The organism is Shewanella gelidimarina (genome assembly GCF_023283945.1).
Classification (GTDB): Bacteria; Pseudomonadota; Gammaproteobacteria; order Enterobacterales; family Shewanellaceae; genus Shewanella; species Shewanella gelidimarina.
Genome location: NZ_JAKIKW010000021.1, coordinates 32,144 through 51,758, shown reverse-complemented (window position 1 = coordinate 51,758; position 19,615 = coordinate 32,144). Strand labels below are relative to the sequence as shown.

The 19,615-nt window shown below is 46.2% G+C and carries 18 protein-coding genes; 6 read left to right on the top strand and 12 right to left on the bottom strand.

Annotation, left to right across the window (positions count from 1 at the left end):
- Nucleotides 1-12: 12 nt before the first annotated feature.
- The 5 genes from torC to L2729_RS16560 all read right to left on the bottom strand — a co-directional run bounded on the left by torC (nt 13) and on the right by L2729_RS16560 (nt 4,120).
- Nucleotides 13-1,191, bottom strand: a complete 1,179-nt coding sequence (torC, locus tag L2729_RS16580) for a pentaheme c-type cytochrome TorC (protein ID WP_248989251.1) — start codon at nt 1,189-1,191, stop codon at nt 13-15.
- A 41-nt stretch (nt 1,192-1,232) separates the two neighbouring features.
- Nucleotides 1,233-1,403: a trimethylamine N-oxide reductase system protein TorE gene (gene torE / locus L2729_RS16575; RefSeq protein WP_248989250.1), complete on the bottom strand. Its 171-nt coding sequence runs from the start codon at nt 1,401-1,403 to the stop codon at nt 1,233-1,235.
- Between the two features lie 309 nt (nt 1,404-1,712).
- A complete protein-coding gene (locus L2729_RS16570; protein WP_248989249.1) occupies nt 1,713-2,042 on the bottom strand; it encodes a DUF2956 domain-containing protein in 330 nt (109 codons plus the stop codon).
- A gap of 45 nt (nt 2,043-2,087) precedes the next feature.
- Nucleotides 2,088-3,455, bottom strand: coding sequence for a heme anaerobic degradation radical SAM methyltransferase ChuW/HutW (gene hutW, locus L2729_RS16565; RefSeq protein ID WP_248989248.1), 1,368 nt, complete (start codon nt 3,453-3,455; stop codon nt 2,088-2,090).
- 131 nt (nt 3,456-3,586) lie between these two features.
- Nucleotides 3,587-4,120 (bottom strand): dihydrofolate reductase family protein, encoded by a 534-nt coding sequence (locus L2729_RS16560; RefSeq protein ID WP_248989247.1) that lies wholly within the window; start codon nt 4,118-4,120, stop codon nt 3,587-3,589.
- 363 nt (nt 4,121-4,483) lie between these two features.
- Here L2729_RS16560 and L2729_RS16555 point away from each other — a divergent pair, with 363 nt between their 5' ends.
- A complete protein-coding gene (locus L2729_RS16555; RefSeq protein ID WP_248989246.1) occupies nt 4,484-5,428 on the top strand; it encodes a carbon-nitrogen hydrolase family protein in 945 nt (314 codons plus the stop codon).
- A gap of 162 nt (nt 5,429-5,590) precedes the next feature.
- Here L2729_RS16555 and L2729_RS16550 read toward each other — a convergent pair whose 3' ends face one another.
- From L2729_RS16550 to L2729_RS16520, 7 genes are all read right to left on the bottom strand, one after another.
- The gene (locus L2729_RS16550; RefSeq protein WP_248989245.1) at nt 5,591-6,151 is read right to left on the bottom strand and encodes a GNAT family N-acetyltransferase; all 561 of its coding nucleotides are present in this window, start codon (nt 6,149-6,151) and stop codon (nt 5,591-5,593) included.
- A 166-nt stretch (nt 6,152-6,317) separates the two neighbouring features.
- Complete coding sequence (locus L2729_RS16545) at nt 6,318-7,151, bottom strand: heme ABC transporter ATP-binding protein (RefSeq protein WP_248989244.1); 834 nt, start codon at nt 7,149-7,151, stop codon at nt 6,318-6,320.
- Between the two features lie 2 nt (nt 7,152-7,153).
- Nucleotides 7,154-8,170: a FecCD family ABC transporter permease gene (locus L2729_RS16540; RefSeq protein ID WP_248989243.1), complete on the bottom strand. Its 1,017-nt coding sequence runs from the start codon at nt 8,168-8,170 to the stop codon at nt 7,154-7,156.
- Between the two features lie 37 nt (nt 8,171-8,207).
- The gene (locus L2729_RS16535; protein WP_428848257.1) at nt 8,208-9,164 is read right to left on the bottom strand and encodes a heme/hemin ABC transporter substrate-binding protein; all 957 of its coding nucleotides are present in this window, start codon (nt 9,162-9,164) and stop codon (nt 8,208-8,210) included.
- A 64-nt stretch (nt 9,165-9,228) separates the two neighbouring features.
- The gene (locus tag L2729_RS16530) at nt 9,229-9,642 is read right to left on the bottom strand and encodes an ExbD/TolR family protein (RefSeq protein ID WP_248989242.1); all 414 of its coding nucleotides are present in this window, start codon (nt 9,640-9,642) and stop codon (nt 9,229-9,231) included.
- On the bottom strand, nt 9,642-10,415 hold the full coding sequence (locus L2729_RS16525; protein ID WP_374702318.1) for a MotA/TolQ/ExbB proton channel family protein: 774 nt from the start codon (nt 10,413-10,415) through the stop codon (nt 9,642-9,644). The genes L2729_RS16530 and L2729_RS16525 overlap by 1 nt, the downstream gene beginning before the upstream one ends.
- A gap of 186 nt (nt 10,416-10,601) precedes the next feature.
- Complete coding sequence (locus L2729_RS16520) at nt 10,602-11,306, bottom strand: energy transducer TonB (RefSeq protein WP_248989241.1); 705 nt, start codon at nt 11,304-11,306, stop codon at nt 10,602-10,604.
- Nucleotides 11,307-11,609: 303 nt separating this feature from the next.
- Between L2729_RS16520 and L2729_RS16515 the strand changes: the two genes are divergently transcribed.
- From L2729_RS16515 to L2729_RS16495, 5 genes are all read left to right on the top strand, one after another.
- Nucleotides 11,610-13,661 (top strand): TonB-dependent hemoglobin/transferrin/lactoferrin family receptor, encoded by a 2,052-nt coding sequence (locus L2729_RS16515; protein ID WP_248989240.1) that lies wholly within the window; start codon nt 11,610-11,612, stop codon nt 13,659-13,661.
- Between the two features lie 79 nt (nt 13,662-13,740).
- Nucleotides 13,741-14,253, top strand: coding sequence for a heme utilization cystosolic carrier protein HutX (gene hutX / locus L2729_RS16510; RefSeq protein ID WP_248989239.1), 513 nt, complete (start codon nt 13,741-13,743; stop codon nt 14,251-14,253).
- Between the two features lie 90 nt (nt 14,254-14,343).
- Nucleotides 14,344-14,892: a heme utilization protein HutZ gene (gene hutZ, locus L2729_RS16505; RefSeq protein ID WP_248989238.1), complete on the top strand. Its 549-nt coding sequence runs from the start codon at nt 14,344-14,346 to the stop codon at nt 14,890-14,892.
- A gap of 214 nt (nt 14,893-15,106) precedes the next feature.
- Complete coding sequence (locus tag L2729_RS16500) at nt 15,107-16,927, top strand: ABC transporter transmembrane domain-containing protein (RefSeq protein ID WP_248989291.1); 1,821 nt, start codon at nt 15,107-15,109, stop codon at nt 16,925-16,927.
- 119 nt (nt 16,928-17,046) lie between these two features.
- Complete coding sequence (locus L2729_RS16495) at nt 17,047-17,559, top strand: lipocalin family protein (RefSeq protein ID WP_248989237.1); 513 nt, start codon at nt 17,047-17,049, stop codon at nt 17,557-17,559.
- Nucleotides 17,560-19,615: the final 2,056 nt, after the last annotated feature.

Genomic DNA, 19,615 nt, shown 5'->3' with positions numbered 1-19,615 from the left:
TGTGATGTCCTATTAGTGAGCCGACTTATTGAAAGTTGATGAATGCTCTTGTAAGTACTTTTGCACTAAAGCTTGAGTATCTTGGTCCATGTTGACGAAGGCGATCATGCCTTGGAACATACCTGGCCATGTGTTGGCGTCAAAGTGACTCTCGTCCGGTTGGGTATGGCATACGCTACAGCTGGTGCTATATGTGCTACGCGCATAATCCCAAAGTGGCTGTAAGTCGTTGAGTAGGTAGTCGGTATCTGTCCAGATAACGGTTTCTACACGTTGCCATTTAAGGCCTGTCATTGGGTCTTCTTTCTCTTCAAAGGTGCTGATGACACCCTCTTCAAGTGCAGCGTCTTTGGTTAGTTGAGCCGATAGAATATTTAAGCCGAAATCGTAGTAGATAACGCGACCTGCACCAATTTTCTTTCTCCAGCCGCTAATACCAATCTTGGCGCGGTTGCCTTTAAGTGCTAACACTTTCACTTTAGTGGCGATGTTTAATGTGCCCGCTTCAACATCGGTTTTTTCGTTGAAATAAACAGGTTTAGTCAGTGCTGAGAAATAGGTTTGGTCAACCTCTAAGCCGTTAACGCCTGAACCGACTTCTGCAATCAATTCTGGTGCTCGAGCGGTGCCCATATCGGGTAGCTTGTGGGCGATACCTTTATGACAATCAACACAGCTCTGGTCGAGTTTAGCTGCGCGTTTCATCTGCTTTTGCGCTAGCTTAGACATGCTGTCCCATTTCATTGAGTCGTAGTTGTGGCAGTTTTTACACGCGAGAGAGTTATCACGGTCGAATCGTTTCCACTCACGGCTGGCCATCTCTAGACGTTTGTCTTCGAACTTTTCAGGTGTATTGACGGTTTGTAGTAACCAGCCCCACATATCGTGAGAGGCTTCAATTTTACGGCCAATTTTACGGCTCCAATCATGTGGTACGTGGCAATCAGGGCAGGTTGCGCGAACGCCGGAATGATTTGACCAATGCACTGTCTCTTGCAGCTCTTTATAAGGCATGCTTTCCATGCTGTGGCAGCTAATACAAAACTCTTCAGTATTTGTTGCTTGAAGTGCAGTGTTAAAACCACCCCAAAAGATAATGCCCATAATAAAGGCTGAAACACTGACTGAGCCCAGTGTGAGGTATTGTGTCGGTTTGTTTAATGTGCGCCAGATGTTAAGCAACCATCTCATAATCGCATCCTCGTAATAAGTTTAAAAAGTGTAAAAGGGGATTAGTGAGCGACAACGCCACCAAATGCTTGGATCATCCAAATGATGAAGCCGTAAATGCTAACAAAAGTGATACTTAACGCAGGGAATAGAATAAAGATGATAAAACATAAGGCTTTAAGCTCATCCTTCTTGTTACTCGTGTGCTTTTTTTGGGGATGTTGATTCGTCATGACCGTTTAGCTCCAGCTAACCCTTTCTTTGATGAGGCCATTATAGGGAGAGGTTATGAACAGCGATGTGGGTAACAATGAACAAGTTAAGACAAGTTATGACAAAATATGAATAGAATTGCGGCGTAGTATCGTTTTGGGTTTTTGTTGCTTAATATCAGGTGCTTACCTGTTTGTGTCGGTTGGTGTAAATCCGGTTTTTAGGCGTGAATGTCGAGGATGGGTATAAAACAGGATGATGGCTCAATAATAGCGCCGCGCTGAAAAGTGCGCGGCTAAACGGTGATGATTAATCGACAGTATTGTGGACTACTTGCTGATGACGATATAGCTGATAAAGCCAATCCAGCTGAGGGTTAATAATCCCCAGGGTAGATAAGGACTAGCAGCGCGATCTTCTATATTATCCTCGAGATCATGTTCGTTTTCAGTGGTACGGGCTTTAGCACGCACTTGCTGTTTTTTCTGTTTGTCGCGAATGCGTGCTTTGCCTTTTTGCTGCTTTTTATACTCCGCAATGCCTTTTTCAATCCCTAGCGCAATGAGCTTCGTTTGCTCTTTAGTTTGCCCTGGTTTTTGAATTGATTTTGCCACTTTTACGGCTTCGTTTTTAGTTTCGTCTGAGATTGGCTGTGCCATATTTTATGAATGCTTAGCTAAGAATAAGCTCACTATAACATGAGCTCATTTATCATTTACTGACTTATTTTCAGCCAAAAATTCAAACAAACCCGTTTGCATATTCACGTTCCAAAAGCGCCCAGCCAAGGTCAAAGTAAGGGCGTGGTTATTAAGCTGCGCCAGACCATTGGTTTGCCATGCATGAAAGAGTGGCTGTAACTGCTGAAGTAAGCTGGCCTCTAGTTGTGAAAATTGCAGTGTTCCGCCGTCTAGGCCGCGTTTAAAAATCGCATCGAGTTCCGCCGATGGATTAGGGCTTAGTGCCATTCCGGGCACTTTAGTGGGGGTTGCCCCATCTATAACGTCAGTGGGTTGTGAATGGGCTTGGTGCCAGTCGGTTAAGCTGCGGGCATTCATTACCCCATGGCCATGGATACTGCCGCCAGCACCAGCGCCAAACGGCAGTATTTCGATACCGCTTTTGGCAAGTGAGTTATAGAGGCTGCGTTCACGATTGTCGCGGCGCCAGTGGCAGCTGGATAACCGTTGCCACTGGTTTGATTCGAGTAAGTTGGCGCCATAGGCGTACATCTGTGCCCGCGTTTGGCTATCGGCCTGAAATTCACTTTCGTCGGTGCCAAGTATTTTGCCTTTCTCGCTAGCCCGGTCGATGCGCGTGCCGCCGAGGCCTATCAATTGATAGAGATCGACCCCATGTACACCACTGTCGATAACGGCTTGCAGATCTTGTTGCCAAATATCTAAGGTCTGACCGGGTAGGCCAAAAATAAGATCGATGACGATACTGGCGCTCGGATGTTGGCTCAACTCATTAAGGCGGCTGAGTAAGGTGTCTTTATCATCAAAGCGTCCGGCGGCTTGGCGTACATGAGTATCGAAGCTTTGCACTCCAAACGAGAAGCGGTTAAATCCGTTATCTAACGCACTGTGCCATTTGTCATCATCAAAGCCATTGAGACGGCCTTCGAGCGACACTTCGGCATTCTTTATCAATGGGAATTTGCTTATCGCTGCGCCTAACATCGCGATCTCATCGGCCTGCATATCGGTAGGCGTACCGCCGCCAACATAGACGGTATCAAATGGCTGACTTTGGGCGAAAGGCGTGTCTGCAGCAATCCTTAATTGTTCGCATAGGCGGCTAACATAGCGGCTAATTCGCTCAGGATTAGTGCCATTTTCAAAGAAATTACAGAAGCTACAGCGCTTACGGCAAAAGGGAATATGGATATACAGTGCCCGCTGGTCACTTTTGCTGGGTTGTTGCCACCATTGATGCCAAAGTGCCGTTGTTAAGTTGACTGGGCGACTGCCACTGCGACCGGCATGGGGAGCACTTTTAACTTTAAAGGCATTTTGCAATGGTTCAGGACTTGCTATGCCAGTCATGGTTGGCGTTAGGATCATCATTACTCTCAAATAGTAAAATCAATTCAAAGGTAATGATAATCATTATCAAATAGTGCTGTGGTGCGATGGATCAATATCTGTTGCTTTGCATTGTAAATCTAAGCTTTGGATATTGTGTTTGCGAGTAGAAGTTATCGAACTCTAATAAAGCTATTTTGTACCAAGCAATCAATAAAGCTTTCTGACTTTACATGCTTAAACTTAAGTGGTGCGACCAACCCGCCAAATAATGGGATCCCGCCGCCCAAGAGTACTGGAATAGTGGTGATAATCAGCTCATCAATCAAATCTTCTTTTAAGAAGTTTTGTATGGTCAAACCCCCATCAATATAGAGGTTGTTGTAACCTTGACCGTGTATTTTTGTCATGATCTCTGTCAGTGGGCCTTTCACTAAAAACACTTTATCTTCGAGTCCTGCAGGTACCGCCTTCATGGTATTGCTGAGCACAAATACGGGTTTAGTATAGGGCCAGTCAATACCGAAGCTGAGAACGATTTCTAGGGTGTTTCGGCCCATGACTAACGCCTCTACTCGCTCGATAAAAGCGTTGTAACCGAGATCAGAATTATCAGGGTTTGGGGTTTCATGGAGCCAATCGACTTTATTGTCTTTGTCTGCAATGAAACCATCGAGACTGGTGGCGATAAAAACGATATTGGTCATGGTATGTCCTCGGTATAGAAAGCTAACGCTTTGAGCTGAAAAGTATTATAGATGAAGGTAAAAATTGATGCTGTAAGAGAGTGCCATTAATGATGTTGTTCTGGTTTATGCGTGGCAAATTCATTTTTCAGACTTCCTATCCTGGTACTTCATCGTCATGGATGATGATTTTTAGCTTAATTTGTTTTTTAAGATGAGTCACCAAAGAAACTTAAAGGCTTCTATTATTTAAGTGCACTTAATGATTGTAATGGCAATTCTCAGCGGTGTTATTTAACAATCATTGCCAGCTAACGTTCTGGACTTACTCTTTTTTCGAAGTTTTGAGCGCTAATTAAACGACTTATCGAAAGGGAGTTAATGATGAAAAAAATCGCACTTATTCAAGAGTCTCCTTACGTTCTTGATAAAAAACGTACCATAGAAAAAGCTGTAGAGATCATTAATTCCGTCTCCGCCAAAGGGGCTGAACTGATTGTTTTTCCAGAGGCATTCATAGCAGGATACCCTGCCTGGATATGGCGGCTTAGACCTGGTGGTGACTGGGGGATCAGTGAAGAGCTACATGTTAGATTACTTAAAAATGCGATTGATTTAAGTTCGGACGATCTCAACCCTATGCTCGAAGCAGCCAAAGACAACAGCGTTACAGTCGTATGTGGTATTAACGAACGAGATAATGCTAATAGCCAATCCACAATATATAACTCAGTAATCACCATTGATACTCAAGGTCAAATTATCAATCATCATCGAAAACTCATGCCCACAAACCCAGAGCGAATGGTATGGGGGTTTGGAGATGGGCATGGTTTAAATGTTATTGATACTCCAGTCGGTAGAATTGGTAGCTTAATATGCTGGGAAAATTATATGCCTCTGGCAAGGTACTCTCTATATTCGCAAGGGATAGAAATATATATTGCACCAACCTATGACAGTGGTGATGCTTGGACTGGCACTATGCAGCACATTGCTCGGGAAGGTAAGTGTTGGGTTTTATCTTGTGGTGTTGCTTTAGAGCGAAAAGATTTACCTAAAGACTTTCCAAATATAGATGAAATTTACCCGGCTGATGAAGAATGGATTAACCCCGGAGGTTCGCTTGTGGTATCGCCTAGCGGTGAAATAGTGTCAGGGCCATTATCTAAAGAGAAAGGCTATATCATTTTGGATATTGATGTTGATTTGGCCTCAACTTCTAAGCGTGCTTTGGATGTCGCTGGGCATTACTCAAGGCCTGATGTATTTAAACTGCAAGTAGACAAGACTAGGCAATCACCCATTCACTTTAAAAACAATCGTTAACAAGGTGCTGCAGCTGGACTGGCCTTATTGCTACTTCATATACTTCCGTCTGTTTTATCTATTACTCGTTTGCTAAATCTCAAACGCGCCGAGTCGGTGCGTTTGACCAGCTCAAAACTAGCCTTGCTTATCTATGGCTACTGTTATCATTTTAAGCTCGGCCTAACGAGTTGCTGAGAAAGCGCTGTGGTAGTTTACGATGCCGCTAGGCGCTTTATCGGAGAAGGTCAGTTGCAGAAAATAGGCTGCTGGCACGCCCTCAAGTACGATTGAAGTATTTGCCGTAAAGCCAAAACGGCTGTAAAAACTGGGCTGGCCTAGCAATACGCAGCCTGCAGCACCGAGCTTTTTTAGTTCGCTCAATGCTTCACTTATCAAGCTTGAACCGATGGCTTTATCTTGGTAATCAGGCCTGACCGAAATAGGGCCAAGACCATACCAGTTTATGCTGCCGTCGGAAATAGTTACTGGCGATAGCGCGACATGACCAATAATCTCGCCGTTGGTTTCTGCAACCAAAGACACGCTTAATGCGCTTGCGTCTCTTAGGCGGCGAACAATAAAGTGCTCGGTATGTGTTGAATGCTCGACATTGACAAAAGCGAGCTGAGTCAACGTATCAATGGCGTCGATATCGGATTCGCACTCTTTGCGATAATTGATCCGCATGAGCTTTTCAGCGTTGATGTTATTGGTTGTCCGATTAAATTTATAGAGCGTCATCATCCACCCATTTAGTTCAATATCAATAAAGACCTATAAGTTGCTGATATTGATTCTAGAACAAACTCTGAAGTATTGTTGATAACAATACTTTAAATACGGATTATAAAGAGGTTTTAAAATACCGACGCTATAAAGCGACTTTAACCTTTTTAGGAAGCGTAGTTTAAAACAATAGTGGTGTCAGCTGTCCAGGCTCATTCACTACAATAGGATCGTATTGCCAAACCTGCCTAATGGTTGCAGGGGTTAACGCCTCGTGTGGTGGCCCATCACTGACAACTTCTCCTTGTTGTAAAATCACCAACCTGTCGGCATAGCGTGATGCTTGATTAAGGTCATGAAGTACCACTACGACGGCGTAATTTTGTTCATGAGCTAAGGATTTTACCAGCTTTAATACCCTGTGCTGCTGGGCTAAATCCAGTGCTGAGGTGGGTTCATCCAACAGTAATATTGGTGGCTTATCCGATTGAGCTAGCTGGGTTAATACCCGGGCTAATTGCACTCGCTGTTTCTCGCCGCCAGACAGTGTCGGGTAGCTGCGGTATTTTAAGTGGCTTAAGGCCACCTGTTCTAACTGCGAATCAATCAACTGCTCACCTTGTTGTTGGCTGAGCGTTAACGGATATAGCCCCATTTCGACCACTTGATGAACTTGAAATGGAAACGTCAGTGAGGCGTGTTGTGGCAGTACCGCTAACGATTTTGCTAGATTTTGCCTATCCCATTGCGTCAGTGGTTGCTGGTGAATGTTAATCCGGCCTGCTTCAAGCTCGATTTCCTGACATAAACTTTTTAGCAAGGTTGATTTACCGGCCCCATTTGGCCCTAAAAGTGCGGTGACTTCACCGGCTTTTAACTTGAGGTTTATGTCGGTTAGTACTGGTTTTTGACCAATACGCACTGAAAGGTGCTCTAGCTCTATGACTGTCGTTCTACTTACATTCGATAGATGAGCCGCTATAGCCGCTGGCTGTGACTGGGTTGAATTATTCATGGCTAGACCAACTTACTGCGTTGTTTGAGTAATAACACGATGAAGAACGGCGCACCGATAAGCGCTGTGACCAACCCTACGGGTAGCTCTGATGGCGCAACAATGGCGCGAGCACCGATATCGGCCAGCGCAAGCAATGCAGCGCCGAGTATGGCACTGAGTGGCAGTAGCTGTTTATGATCTGGCCCCACCATCATCCGTACCAAATGCGGCACGACTAGGCCGATAAAACCAATGATGCCAGTGGCGGCAACCGATATTCCCACCCCAATAGCGCAAAGCACGATGAGCTTGAGTTTTAATTTATCAACATCTAAGCCTAAGTGACGCGCTTCAGCTTCACCCAGTAATAACGCATTAAGCGCCTTAGCTGAGCGGTTAAACTGCCAACTAACCACCGCTAAGGCGATCAAGCTTAATATGACGTAATGCCACTGCGCGCCGGCGATAGAACCGAGCTGCCACAGGGTGAGATCCCTCAATGCCATATCGTCGGCCATATAGGTGAGTAGACCGATGCCCGCGCCTGCAAGCGCTGCCACGGCTACGCCAGATAGCAGCAGTAATACAACCGAGGTTCCGCTAGGGCTACTGGCTAAACGGTAAACCACTAAGGTGGTTACTAACCCAGCTAGAAAGGCACTGATTGCCACGGCGTATTCACCGCCTTGAGGAAACAGCACAATGCAGATAGCGGCGCCAAAGGCGGCACCTGACGACACTCCAATGATACCGGGATCTGCCAGTGGGTTTCTAAACAACCCCTGCATCACCGCGCCACACTGAGCCAGTACCGCACCCACTGCTAACGCCAACAATGTACGCGGTAGGCGGACTTGGTCGATCACTAACTGTTCGTGTGGGGCAACACTGCCTATGTCAATTTGAGTCGCCCAGTTAATGACGGCACTGAAACTCACGCTAGGGCTAATTTGCAGTGGACCTATGCTGACAGACATCAGGCTAGTGATGACCAAAGCGGTCAACAAACAGGGCCAAAGCCAACGACGATTATCCATTTACGAATCCTGTTAAATAATGGCGTAGGGACAAGGTTTAGTAGCGTTTTACGCTAATAAAATCGCTAGCAAGTTTATCAGCCGCTTCGATAGCACTAATTCCAAGGCCGCCGATCAGCGCTTGCGGGTTAAGGTTTTGGATCTGCTCGTTTTTGCCTGCGGGAGTATGTGCCAGCAGTGGCATTTTCTTCAGTAGCGAACGCACTGGGTCTTCAGTCGCTTTATCAGCGCGGTTTGAGATCAAAATGACGTCTGGTTGTAGGGCAAGAATGCCCTCTTGAGAGACACTTTTATAGCCAGAGAAACCAGCGATGTTGTTGCCACCAGCCAATTTGATAATGATATCGGCGGCGGTATCATCGCCACCAACACGCGCTGGTCTGTCGGCCTGTAACAGTAGAAACAACACTTTAGGGGCATCGCCTTTGCTAGCAATCCGTTGTTGCTTGCGCTCAATGTCGGTAAATGATTGCTGTAGTTCGGTTTTAAGTTGCTTAGCTTGTGTTTCACGCTGTAGTAGCTGGCCCATAGCATCGATATTGCTAAACAGTTGAGTTTGAGTATTGGCATGAGGCAGCTGCACGACATTAATCTTGGCTGAACTTAAAACATCTAAGGTCGCTTTAGGCCCCATAGCGTCAGAACCCAGCACTAGGCTTGGGCTAAGCGCTAAGATCCCTTCAGCTGAAAGCATGCGATGGTAGCCAAGCTTGGCAATGTCTTCTTTGTCTTTAGGCAGTTGGCTGGTGGAATCGACTGCCACCAGTTCGTCACCCGCATCGAGGGCAAAAACCAGCTCGGTCATACCCGCGCCAGCGCTGATAACCCGCGGTGTTGATGATTGTTCATGCCCATTAACGTGCTCGCCATCATGGGCGTAGGCCGAAGAACTGATTAGCGCCAAGATACTGAAGATGGCTGTGGCGCCCATCTTAGAAGTGGTTTTAAAGCGGGTTGATAATTTAGTTTTTAAATGAGTTGTACAGTTGAACATTAAAAAGCTCCAAAATAATAAAAAGGAATGCCGTAAGCAAGTCGATATTGCTCGTTTAAGGTTGTTAGGGTTCCATCAAAATCTGGGTATTGCTGATCTGTTGTCGTTGCATTAGCGCTAACACATTCATCAGCGGTTGCACTGGCGCGGCTTTGTCGGCAGCAACAATGACTTTAGCTTTCGGGCTGGCTTTCAAGGCGCTAATAAATGCCACCTCAAAATCATCAAACTTCAGATAACTCACACCATCAATCGCCCAGTGTGGCTGATCTGTCATGATATTTATCGCGACATGTTTATCTTGCGAAAGGGCATTTAAACTGGAATCTGCTTCGGTGGGAACATCCACAGGCAGGCTCAATAATTGCGTATTGGCGGTGAGTAAAAGAAATACCAGTACGATAAAAATGATGTCAATCAGCGGCGTTAGATCTAGGCCAGAAAGTGCAACGCTGTCATTCGTGTCACAACCCATCATCAGCTTGGCTCCGCCAGCGTTGTCGCTGATTGGCAGCTGGCTTCTTTACAGGTAGCCGCTTTGCTGCATAGCTGCGCGGCGGTATCGCTGCCGATACTTAAGGCTTGATCAAAGCCCTCAAGCCACAAATTGAGTAGGTTCAATACATGAGTGATTTTATTGCAGCGTCTCTCGGCCCAAAGGGTCAATAGGTGCGCCATAGTGATCGCCGGAACCGCAATAATAAGACCAGCAGCGGTGGTGTTCATCGCTAAGCCAAGACCTGATGCAAGCTGCGATGGAGTGACTGGACCGTCCGATAACCCAAGCTGGTTGAACATCTCAATCAGCCCGAGAACCGTCCCTAACAGCCCAAGTAGCGGGGTGATAATTCCGATAACCTGTAATATTTTTAGGCCAGACAATAGTTTACTTTTTTGCTTCACGAGCCAGAGACTGACGATCTCTTCGCGCATTAGGCGGTTTTGATCGCTATGGCTTAGCAGTAGCGCGGTGCCTTTAGCCAGCATGCTGCGGCCTTGGCTTATCTGTGCCATTAATTGTTGGCGCTGCTCTGGGGTCGCACTGCGAGCTTGTTGGCGTAGTTGAGTCAACCAACTATCCCGTTTAGGCAACTCATATAGCACAAGCGCGAGTCGTTCGAGAATGATCATTAAGGCTACAAAAGCGCAGATAAACAGCGGCCAAGTTAGGTAGCCAAGTTGTTCTGAAAGTTGTTGGTATAAAGGCTGAGACAACCCTTGAGATAGTGATGGCGTTAGCGGTTGAGACATTTACTTTTCCTCTGCGATAAGCATTTATCGCCTGGTATTAACGGTGTTGGTGGCATGTCCCTAAAACGCACGGGTTAACTTTAATCACACTGCGATTGAAGTTAAGCGGCCTCTCACTCCTAGAAGGGCAGTTGGAATAAGCTGTGCCTAGCGCGATGGGTTTACACGCTCGGCTTGAATTCAGATTTAGTTCAGCTCAAATTTAACCGGCACTCGCACGGTATAGGCGTAAGCGGTTTGCGGTGAGGGCGCAGAAAACTGCCACTTTTCTACAGCGTTAAGCGCAGCTTTATCGAGTAATCGGTAACCTGAACTATCCACCAAGGTGAGTGATATTTGCTCGCCGACCTGATTGAACATCACTTCGATAGTCGCAGTGCCTTGAAAACCGCGTTTACGGGCTTTCTTAGGGTAGTGAGGCTGAGCGGGCGGGGCAGCAAAAGTCGGCTGGTTTAGCGCAACGGATTGCTTACTTACCCCTTGCTTAGCTTTTGCTTGAGCTTGATTGTGAGCCAATTGCTGGCTGCTCGGCTTTTGCGGCTGCTTTTCAACAACCTTTTCCACCTTGCTGGCTAGCGTTTTTGCGGTCTCCGTCGGCAGTTGCTTGGCAACGGGTTTAGGCTTAGCCGCGATTTCTGCTATCGGTTTTGCAGCCTTCTTTACGACGGGCTTTGGCTCAAGCTTTTTAACCGCCTTAGCCTTAGGTGTAGCCGTTTCACTTGCTGGCGCTTGGCTGGCTTGCATCGCAATAGACAGATTAACCGCCTGATTGGAACCCATAGCAGAGCCTGAGCTTAGCTGGATTGTTGCTTCACTATTTTGCGAGGCGAGTACCCCCCCTTGGATCAATAGGGTTAAGCAACCAAAAGCAAAATATCGTTTAGGAGTCATGGCCGTTTTCTTTTTCAATCATCACTACAGCAATATCCCTAAGTGTTTTTTTATGCTGCAGTAAACTTTACAAAGCTTACAATATACATAATTTACAAAAGGTTACATGTCATAGTCTCAACAAGTTACCAATACGATATACGAATCGTAAGAGGATCGCAAATGATAATGATTTTCATTTGATCTATGTTTTTTTCTCAGGTAAAGTGCCAAAAATAATAGATAGGGTGTTCGAATCTGCACAATTAATGGACTAAATGAGTTGTTGTCGCTACCCCATAAACTTACCTTGAGGATTGAAACATGAACAAGAAGCCGCTCGTCGTCGCTATGGCAATGGCTCTTAGCTCCAGTGTATATGCAGAGCCAGTAAAGCAAGTTACCGAATTTGATGAAGTATTGGTCTCGGCCACTCGCGTGAGTGAAAAAGTGTCTGAAACCAGCCGCTCTGTCGCAGTGATCTCTGAAGAGCAGTTGCAGGAACAACAACCTGCATCGGTTGCGCAGGCGCTTAAGAATGTAGCCAATGTTAATGTCTCAAATGGCCCTCGCGCATCATCTCAAGGGGTTGAAATTCGTGGTTTAGGCGGTCAGCGAGTATTGCAAACGATTGACGGCGCGCGTCAAAATACCAGTTCTGGCCATCGCGGCACTTACTTTATGGACCCTGAACTACTGAGTTCTATTGAAGTGGTGCGTGGTCCAGCCAGTAGCCTTTGGGGCAGTGGCGCTATAGGCGGCGTCGTGGCGCAAAACACCAAATCTGCGCAGGACTTTCTGGAAGAGGAAGACACCTTTGGTGGCTACATTAAGCAAGGTTTCGAAACCAACGGCGATCGCGCTAAAACCAGTGGTGCAATCTACGGCTTAGCAGATACCGCTGATGCTGGAAGCGTTGATTGGCTGCTAAACGGTAGTTATTACGACAGTAACAACATCAAAGTGGGTAATGATCAGACGCTTGAAAACAGTGCTTCAGAGGGAACCAGCGGCTTAGCGAAATTTGGTTGGCAACCGACAGATGATCAACGTCTGCAACTGTCTACCCGTTTTTCTAAAATTGATGAGCTGGTACCGAGTAATCCGACGACTAATGTTGGCAGTTCAGTGCCTTTGGTTAAGCGCAAAACCAATGATCAAAATGTGACCTTGGATTACAGCTTAAACCCAACGGATAATCACTATCTCGATCTTAATGCTACCTTCTATTGGAATGGTACCGATTACGATGAAGACAGGGTCACTAAAAACCAAGTTGATAGCACCGAATACGACACGCTTGGATTTAGTATCAATAATAGCTCTAAATTTTCCAATACTGTGCTGACCTATGGTATTGATGGCTACAAAGATTCAATTAAAACGGTACGTGATGACAGCGGTCAAACTGGCCAACGCCCTGACGATATTGACGGCGAAACCACGGTCTGGGGCGCCTTTACCCGCGCCGATATCAGCTTAAGTGAAAACTGGTCTGTTGACGCCGCTGTGCGTTACGACGCGTTTAAAAATGAAAGTAACAACCTTAACGCGCAATCTGATGACAATGCATTTTCGCCGTCAATAGGATTGGTTTGGACCACCACGGAATGGTTAACCCTAAGCGCGCGATTTGACCAAGCGTTCCGTGCCCCAAGCATTGAAGAGATGTACTCAACAGGTACGCATTACTGTATTCCTCCTATTCCGGGATTCTTGCCCGGTGGGCTCTGTAATACCTTTGAAATCAATCCAGATTTGCAAGCTGAAAAAGCCCAAAACAAGGAGATTAAAGCTGATCTTCGTTTCTCTGAACTTGCCGGTGATGATGAGTTAGCGATTACCTTAAACGTGTTTAGAAATGATGTTGATGATTTTATCGAACAATCAGTCTCTAACCCACTAATGGGCATTCCTGGCTTTGAGCAAACAACCTCATGGGACAACGTTGATGAAGCTAAACTCACTGGTTTTGAATTTAGTACTCGTTACCGCTATGAGCAGACGCGAGTTAGCTTTAATTACGGCCAAACAGAAGGCAAAGATAAGACCGAAGGAGATTACCTCACCAACGTTCCAGCTAAAAAGCTCGGCTTCGATGTGTCGCAAGCCATCATGGAAGGTGACATGAAGTTTGGTACTCGTTTTACCTACGTAGCAGAGCAAGATCAGTTACCTAGCGATTACACCGAGTCATACGATTCTTACAAACTGTGGGATCTATACGTGGCATGGGAACCTGCTATGGGCACTTTTGAAGGGCTAAGAGTCGACTTTGCAGTAGAAAATATCGGTGATGAGGAATATCAACAAGCGTGGCAAACTCTGTATGAACAGGGACGGAACTATAAATTGTCGGCGCGTTATAGCTTCTAAACAAAGCTAAACAATTAACCCGGAGGCTAAGTCAGTAATGATTAGCCTCTTTGCCATTTTAATATTTTGGAGATATTCCATGTCAACGACCATTGAAACCATTCGCCAGCATTTAATCGATAACCCCGCGGCAATGCCCAGCCAAATTGCCGTAGAACTCAAGATTAGTGAGTTTGAAGTGGTGTCAGCATTGCCGGTTGATCAGCTTGCGCTACTGCCTATCACTGAAAAAGACAGCTTATTAACGTCGCTGCCAGAGTGGGGCAACATGACCACGATTGTGTCAGTCTCTGGCAGTATCTTTGAGTTTAAAGGTGCTTTCCCGAAAGGGAAGTATGCCCATGGTTATTATAATCTCATCACTAAAGGCGAGGGACTACACGGGCATTTAAAGCTGGATGACATTAGTGCAATAGCACTGATAAGCAAACCGTTTAGAGGCAGCGAGAGCCATTCCATTAACTTCTTCGGCGGACAAGGCGAAGTGGTGTTCAAGGTGTATTTAGGCCGAGATAAGAAGCGAGTGTTACTACCTGAGCAAGTCGCCCGTTTTAATGCGCTAAAAGCAGAGCTACAAACCGCGACCGCCTAGCGACTCATGCCTATAACCTCGCTGGTCGTCAATACGACCTAGCACCTGATATGTGGCATCTAGCCACTTAAAAAATAAGAGAGCCGAGCAATGACGACTGTAAAAGAACAAAGATTACGTGAGAAGCTATTACCTGAAATAGAAGCGTTTAAAGCTGCCCGTTCAACCCTGCAGCTAGCCACCCAAGATGCCAATGGCGTGCCCAATGCCAGCTATGCGCCTTTTGCCTTGGCTGACGATGGTTTTTATATTCTGGTCAGTGAACTTGCACGCCATGGCACTAACCTTAAAGCATCTAATAAGCTGTCTGTTATGTTGCTTGAAGATGAATCAGAAGCAAAGTCAGTATTTGCCCGTAAGCGACTCACCTTTGATGCCACTGCAGAGCTTGTTGCACGAGATAGCGAGACCTTTACTAAAGGCGTAGCGGCATTGTCTGCCCGCTTTGGCGAGATGATTGATAATTTAGCGGCCCTGACCGACTTTAACTTGTTTAAACTTAACCCTCATCATGGATTATATGTAAAGGGATTTGGCCAAGCCTTTAGTCTTTCTGGTTCAGAGCTTTTAGATGTAAATTGGAAACGTGACGGCCACCATGGCACGCCTAAAGCGGAACTTGCTGACACGATAAGTTAATGACGAATGCGGCAAATGCCGTGCAGAGATAAGCCTTAAGCGCAAGTTTAGAGGAACATACTCTCATACAAAGCTTTTCTATAAACATTGCCCGCTCTCATGCGGGTTTTGTTATTCTAATGTTGTTTACATTAAAATTTAGGACACTTCATTGAGCCAATCAGTATCTTCTGTCTCATCAAAGACCGCCGAGACCACTGCGCCAAGTAAAGCGCTGCTTGAAAACACTGCGACGAATAAGCCACATGTTAGCCATCGCGCCGTTTTGCCATGGATTGGTGCTTTTTTAAAACCCTATCGCGTTAAGGTGATAGCCGCCATTATCTTCCTCTTTATTGGTTCACTCGCTTGGCTGTCGCTGGGACAAGGCGTGCGCTTAATGGTCGATGAAGGCTTTTTGCAAGACAATGGTTCACGCCTTAATGAAATTATTTTACTGGTGGTTGGGATCACCGCGCTCAGCAGTAGCGCCATTTTTTGCCGTTTCTACTTAATGACTTGGTTAGGTGAACGCGTTAGCGCCGATATTCGTTTGAAAGTGTATGACCATCTACTCAAACTCTCGCCTGGATTTTACGCAAAACTGCGCACCGGTGAGGTTATTTCACGCTTTACGGCCGATTCTACGTTGTTGCAATCGGTGGTCGGTCAAAGTTTGTCGATGGCACTGAGAGCCAGCGTGACTGTGATTGGTGGCATTGTCATGATGGCAATAACCAGTCTTAAAATGACAGGATTAGTGCTACTCGCAGTCCCTATGGTGTTGGGCCCTATCTTCTTTTTCGGCCGTAAGGTGCGCGACTTGTCGCGTAAAAGCCAAGACAAAGTGGGTGACTTAGGCGCTTATGTCGATGAAACGCTACATGAGATCCACACCGTGCAGGCCTATTCCCATGAAGACAGAGATCGAGCGCTATTCAATGATCGGGTCGAAGCGATTATGGACGCCGCCAAAGGGCGAATAAAGTATCGCTCTATTTTAATTTCGTTAGTGATGTTTTTGAGCATCTTGGCGATAGCGTTAGTCACCTGGGTTGGCGCACACGATGTGATGAATGGCAGTATCACCAGCGGTGAGCTATCAGCCTTTATGTTTTATGCGGTGATGGTGGCAGGTTCTGTGGCAACCATTAGCGAAGTGATCGGCGAAATTCAACGCGCTGCAGGTGCAACTGAGCGCCTTATTGAGTTAGTGGAAACTCCGATTGATATTCCGACTGTGGCCGAACCGCTGTCGTTACCAGCGTTGGTGCGCGGCGAACTGCAGTTAAAGCAAGTGCGATTTGCTTACAGCAATATTCGCGAGGGCGGCATTGAGCAAGACGGAGAGAGTGATGTCATCCAAGGCTTAGACATTCACATCAAGCCAGCCGAACGGGTTGCATTGGTCGGGGCGAGCGGTGCCGGTAAAAGTACTTTGTTCGAACTACTGCAACGTTTCTATGTGTTAAAAAGCGGTAGCATTGAATTAGACGGTGTTGATATCGCTAAGTTAAGCCCTCAATCCTTGCGCCAGCAATATGCCTTGGTGCCACAAGAGTCGGTTATTTTTGCCAGCAGTGTACTGGAAAATGTGCGTTATGGACGTTTGGATGCCACCGAAGCTGAAGTGAAACAAGCCTGTATTGCCGCCAGAGCCGATGAGTTTATAGCTGAGTTTACCGACGGCTATCAAACCTATTTAGGTGAGCGGGGTGTTCGTTTGTCTGGTGGACAAAAGCAACGCATCGCTATTGCTCGCGCTATTCTTGCTGACCGACCGATTTTACTGCTGGACGAAGCCACGAGTGCACTCGACGCCATCAGTGAGCAAAAAGTAAAACAAGCGCTAGACAGGCTAATGGTGAATAAAACCACTTTGATTATTGCCCATCGATTGGCAACGGTTATCAATGCTGATCGTATTTTAGTGCTAGAGAAGGGACTGGTAGTGGCAAGTGGCACCCATAAAGAGTTAATGCAAAGCAGTGAGCTTTATCGTGAGTTTGCCAGTCTACAGCTACTTACAGATGATGCTGTGGGGTTATCGAGTTAATACGCTCTAGCATTAATCTTCTATTGCGGCCGATTATTACCATCACAGTGAACTTTACGCTAGCGATGAACGTACTGGTTTTTAACGCGTTTATTGCTCAAATTTAAAGGAACTCATTTATGCGATTATGGTTAGTGTTAACGGTCTTTTTATTATCTGCGTGTACTAGTCTGCCAAAAGGCATTGAGCCTGTCGGTGAGTTTGAACTGCCTAAATACTTAGGCACTTGGTATGAGATCGCGCGGCTTGACCATAGTTTTGAGCGTGGTATGGAGCAAGTTACCGCTAACTACGAGATGCGTGAAGATGGTGGCGTTAAAGTCACCAATCGAGGGTTTAAAACCGAAGAGCAGATTTGGAATAGCGCTGACGGTAAAGCATTCTTTGTTGATGATGAGAGTATTGGTTATTTAAAAGTGTCTTTCTTTGGGCCATTTTATGGTTCATACGTGGTGTATGAGCTTGATAAAGAGGGTTACCAATATGCCTTTATTACCAGTTATAACCGTGATTATCTTTGGTTTCTGTCACGTACACCAGAGGTGAGTGATGCGCTCAAACAGCAGTTTACTGAGCAGGCTAAACAGCTTGGGTTTAGCGTTGAGCAGATTATTTGGGTTAAACAGGTTTAGGTTTATGCAAGCGTGCATGAAATTACTCTGCTTTTAAAAAAGTCAAAGTCGTGGCGCTTCGCCCACACCGGAGCCAAGGGGGCAAGCGCTTGTCCCCGCTCTTGATTTCATAAGAGTCAATCCCTCAGCGCCCCAGACGAAGTTGTCTTCCTCATACTTATTCGAAATAGCCTAATGCTTCCGATGGGACATCTGATGTAAATGGATTTACGAATGCCGTGATGGCATGGATGCCAAGGAACGGCCTGTCCCGCGAAAGCTATGCCCACGTCTGTGTGGGCATTACGGCTATTTCTTCAACGTACTTCGGCAACTCCGATGGGGAGTTGGTGTAACCAATCAGCTCTGAATTGGTTGTTGGCTTTAGTATCTGAATATTGAAAACTCAAATGCTGAGAGTTTGCGCTTTTATAACCCAGTGTAGATGCGGCTGAGGCCTTCGAAAACAGTGCCAATTCTGTTCCATACAGAATTTGGCATTTCCTCCGTCCTTGGAGGTCAGATGTCTTCGTTGAGCTTACATGGGCCCTTTCTTTGATAAATAGTCCCAGCGAGCCTTCGTTGCGTCTGTACATACGCCTGCCGCAGGCAATTGGAACCACAAGTGCATCAAGCTGCACTTGACCAAGGTCGTGGCGCTTCGCCCATTCTGTTGTAAAGAGTCGAGCAAGAAGGACTGCTCGTCCTATCCTCCTTGCATCCACCATGACGCCCCGACGAAGTTACATGCATTAGATACGGGCCTCATACTTATGGATAAATCGCTAACGCTTCCGATGGGGCATCTGATGTAAATGGACTTACGAATGTCGTGGTGGCATGGATGCCAAGGAACGACCTGCCCCCCGAAAGCTAGCCAGACATCCATGTCTGGACTTACACGACTCTGGTTTATAAAGAGTTTCCAACGCATTTCGGCAACTTCGATGGGGATTAGTGTTTTCTGTTAGCTTTACGGAACTGTGACTTTTTGTGTTTTTAAATTAAGGGCATTGAAGCTGAAATATTGTGCTTTTCTAACCCGGTGTAGATACGGCTGAGGCCTTCGATGGCATGGATGCCATCGTTGAGCTTACATGGACGTACTAGCAGCGAGCCTCAGTTGCGTCTGCACATACGCTTGCCGCAGGCAATTGGAACCACAAGTGCATCAAGCTGCGCTTGACCAAGGTCGTGGCGCTTCGCCCATTCTGTTGTAAAGAGTCGAGCAAGAAGGGCTGCTCGTCCTATCCTCCTAGCATCCACCATGACGCCCCGACGAAGTTGTCTTCCTCGTACTTATTTGAAATAGCCTAACGCTTCCGATGGGACATCTGATGTATATGGATTTAAGAATGCCGTGATGGCTGGATGCCAAGAAACGGCCTGCCCCGGAAAGCTAGCCAGACATCCATGTCTGGACTTACGCGACTCTGGTTTATAAATAGTTTCCAACGCATTGCGGCAACTTCGATGGGGAATTGGTGTTTTCTGTTATTTCTGCAGTCGGTTGGCTTTTATGTTTTAAATGGAAAACTCAAATGCTGAGAGCTTACGCTTTTATAAACCAGTGTAGATACGGCTGAGGCCTTCGATTTCAGGGATGAAACCGCAGAGCGGCCATGGATGGCGAAAAGCGAGCCTCAGTAGTGTCTGCACATACGCTTGCCGCAGGCAATTGGAACCAAAAGTGCATCAAGCTGCGCTTGACCAAGGTCGTGGCGCTTCGCCCATTCTTGTAATCAAGAATAGAGCCAAGGGGGAAAGCGCGTGTACCTGCTCATGATTTCATTAGAGTCAAACCATCGGTGCCCCGGCGAAATTTCTGGAAAGCGACATTTCCAACGAGGAAGGTGATGTATTCAATTATTTTGTTGTTTATTGAAAGACTACATATAAATGTAGTTCTCACTAAATAACTCAAAACCAGCTCTTTTTTAGCCTGGAATAGCTTATGTTATCGAGAGTGTCATCATAAATAAAATATTTACAACAATATCTTAGCAGTGATAAGTTGAACGAAATTAACACTGTTTCTGAGTGCGTTATCGAGCGATAAATGAATAAGCGGTTATGC

What these genes read in the sequence shown, in the direction of transcription:
- hutW (WP_248989248.1), bottom strand. Translation starts at nt 3,455, where the DNA reads ATGATGATCCTAACGCCAACCATGACTGGCATAGCAAGTCCTGAACCA.
- L2729_RS16550 (WP_248989245.1), bottom strand. Translation starts at nt 6,151, where the DNA reads ATGACGCTCTATAAATTTAATCGGACAACCAATAACATCAACGCTGAA.
- torE (WP_248989250.1), bottom strand. Translation starts at nt 1,403, where the DNA reads ATGACGAATCAACATCCCCAAAAAAAGCACACGAGTAACAAGAAGGAT.
- L2729_RS16520 (WP_248989241.1), bottom strand. Translation starts at nt 11,306, where the DNA reads ATGACTCCTAAACGATATTTTGCTTTTGGTTGCTTAACCCTATTGATC.
- hutX (WP_248989239.1), top strand. Translation starts at nt 13,741, where the DNA reads ATGTCAACGACCATTGAAACCATTCGCCAGCATTTAATCGATAACCCC.
- torC (WP_248989251.1), bottom strand. Translation starts at nt 1,191, where the DNA reads ATGAGATGGTTGCTTAACATCTGGCGCACATTAAACAAACCGACACAA.
- L2729_RS16560 (WP_248989247.1), bottom strand. Translation starts at nt 4,120, where the DNA reads ATGACCAATATCGTTTTTATCGCCACCAGTCTCGATGGTTTCATTGCA.
- L2729_RS16555 (WP_248989246.1), top strand. Translation starts at nt 4,484, where the DNA reads ATGAAAAAAATCGCACTTATTCAAGAGTCTCCTTACGTTCTTGATAAA.
- L2729_RS16540 (WP_248989243.1), bottom strand. Translation starts at nt 8,170, where the DNA reads ATGGATAATCGTCGTTGGCTTTGGCCCTGTTTGTTGACCGCTTTGGTC.
- L2729_RS16495 (WP_248989237.1), top strand. Translation starts at nt 17,047, where the DNA reads ATGCGATTATGGTTAGTGTTAACGGTCTTTTTATTATCTGCGTGTACT.
- L2729_RS16545 (WP_248989244.1), bottom strand. Translation starts at nt 7,151, where the DNA reads ATGAATAATTCAACCCAGTCACAGCCAGCGGCTATAGCGGCTCATCTA.
- L2729_RS16535 (WP_428848257.1), bottom strand. Translation starts at nt 9,164, where the DNA reads ATGTTCAACTGTACAACTCATTTAAAAACTAAATTATCAACCCGCTTT.
- L2729_RS16525 (WP_374702318.1), bottom strand. Translation starts at nt 10,415, where the DNA reads ATGTCTCAACCGCTAACGCCATCACTATCTCAAGGGTTGTCTCAGCCT.
- L2729_RS16515 (WP_248989240.1), top strand. Translation starts at nt 11,610, where the DNA reads ATGAACAAGAAGCCGCTCGTCGTCGCTATGGCAATGGCTCTTAGCTCC.
- L2729_RS16570 (WP_248989249.1), bottom strand. Translation starts at nt 2,042, where the DNA reads ATGGCACAGCCAATCTCAGACGAAACTAAAAACGAAGCCGTAAAAGTG.
- hutZ (WP_248989238.1), top strand. Translation starts at nt 14,344, where the DNA reads ATGACGACTGTAAAAGAACAAAGATTACGTGAGAAGCTATTACCTGAA.
- L2729_RS16530 (WP_248989242.1), bottom strand. Translation starts at nt 9,642, where the DNA reads ATGATGGGTTGTGACACGAATGACAGCGTTGCACTTTCTGGCCTAGAT.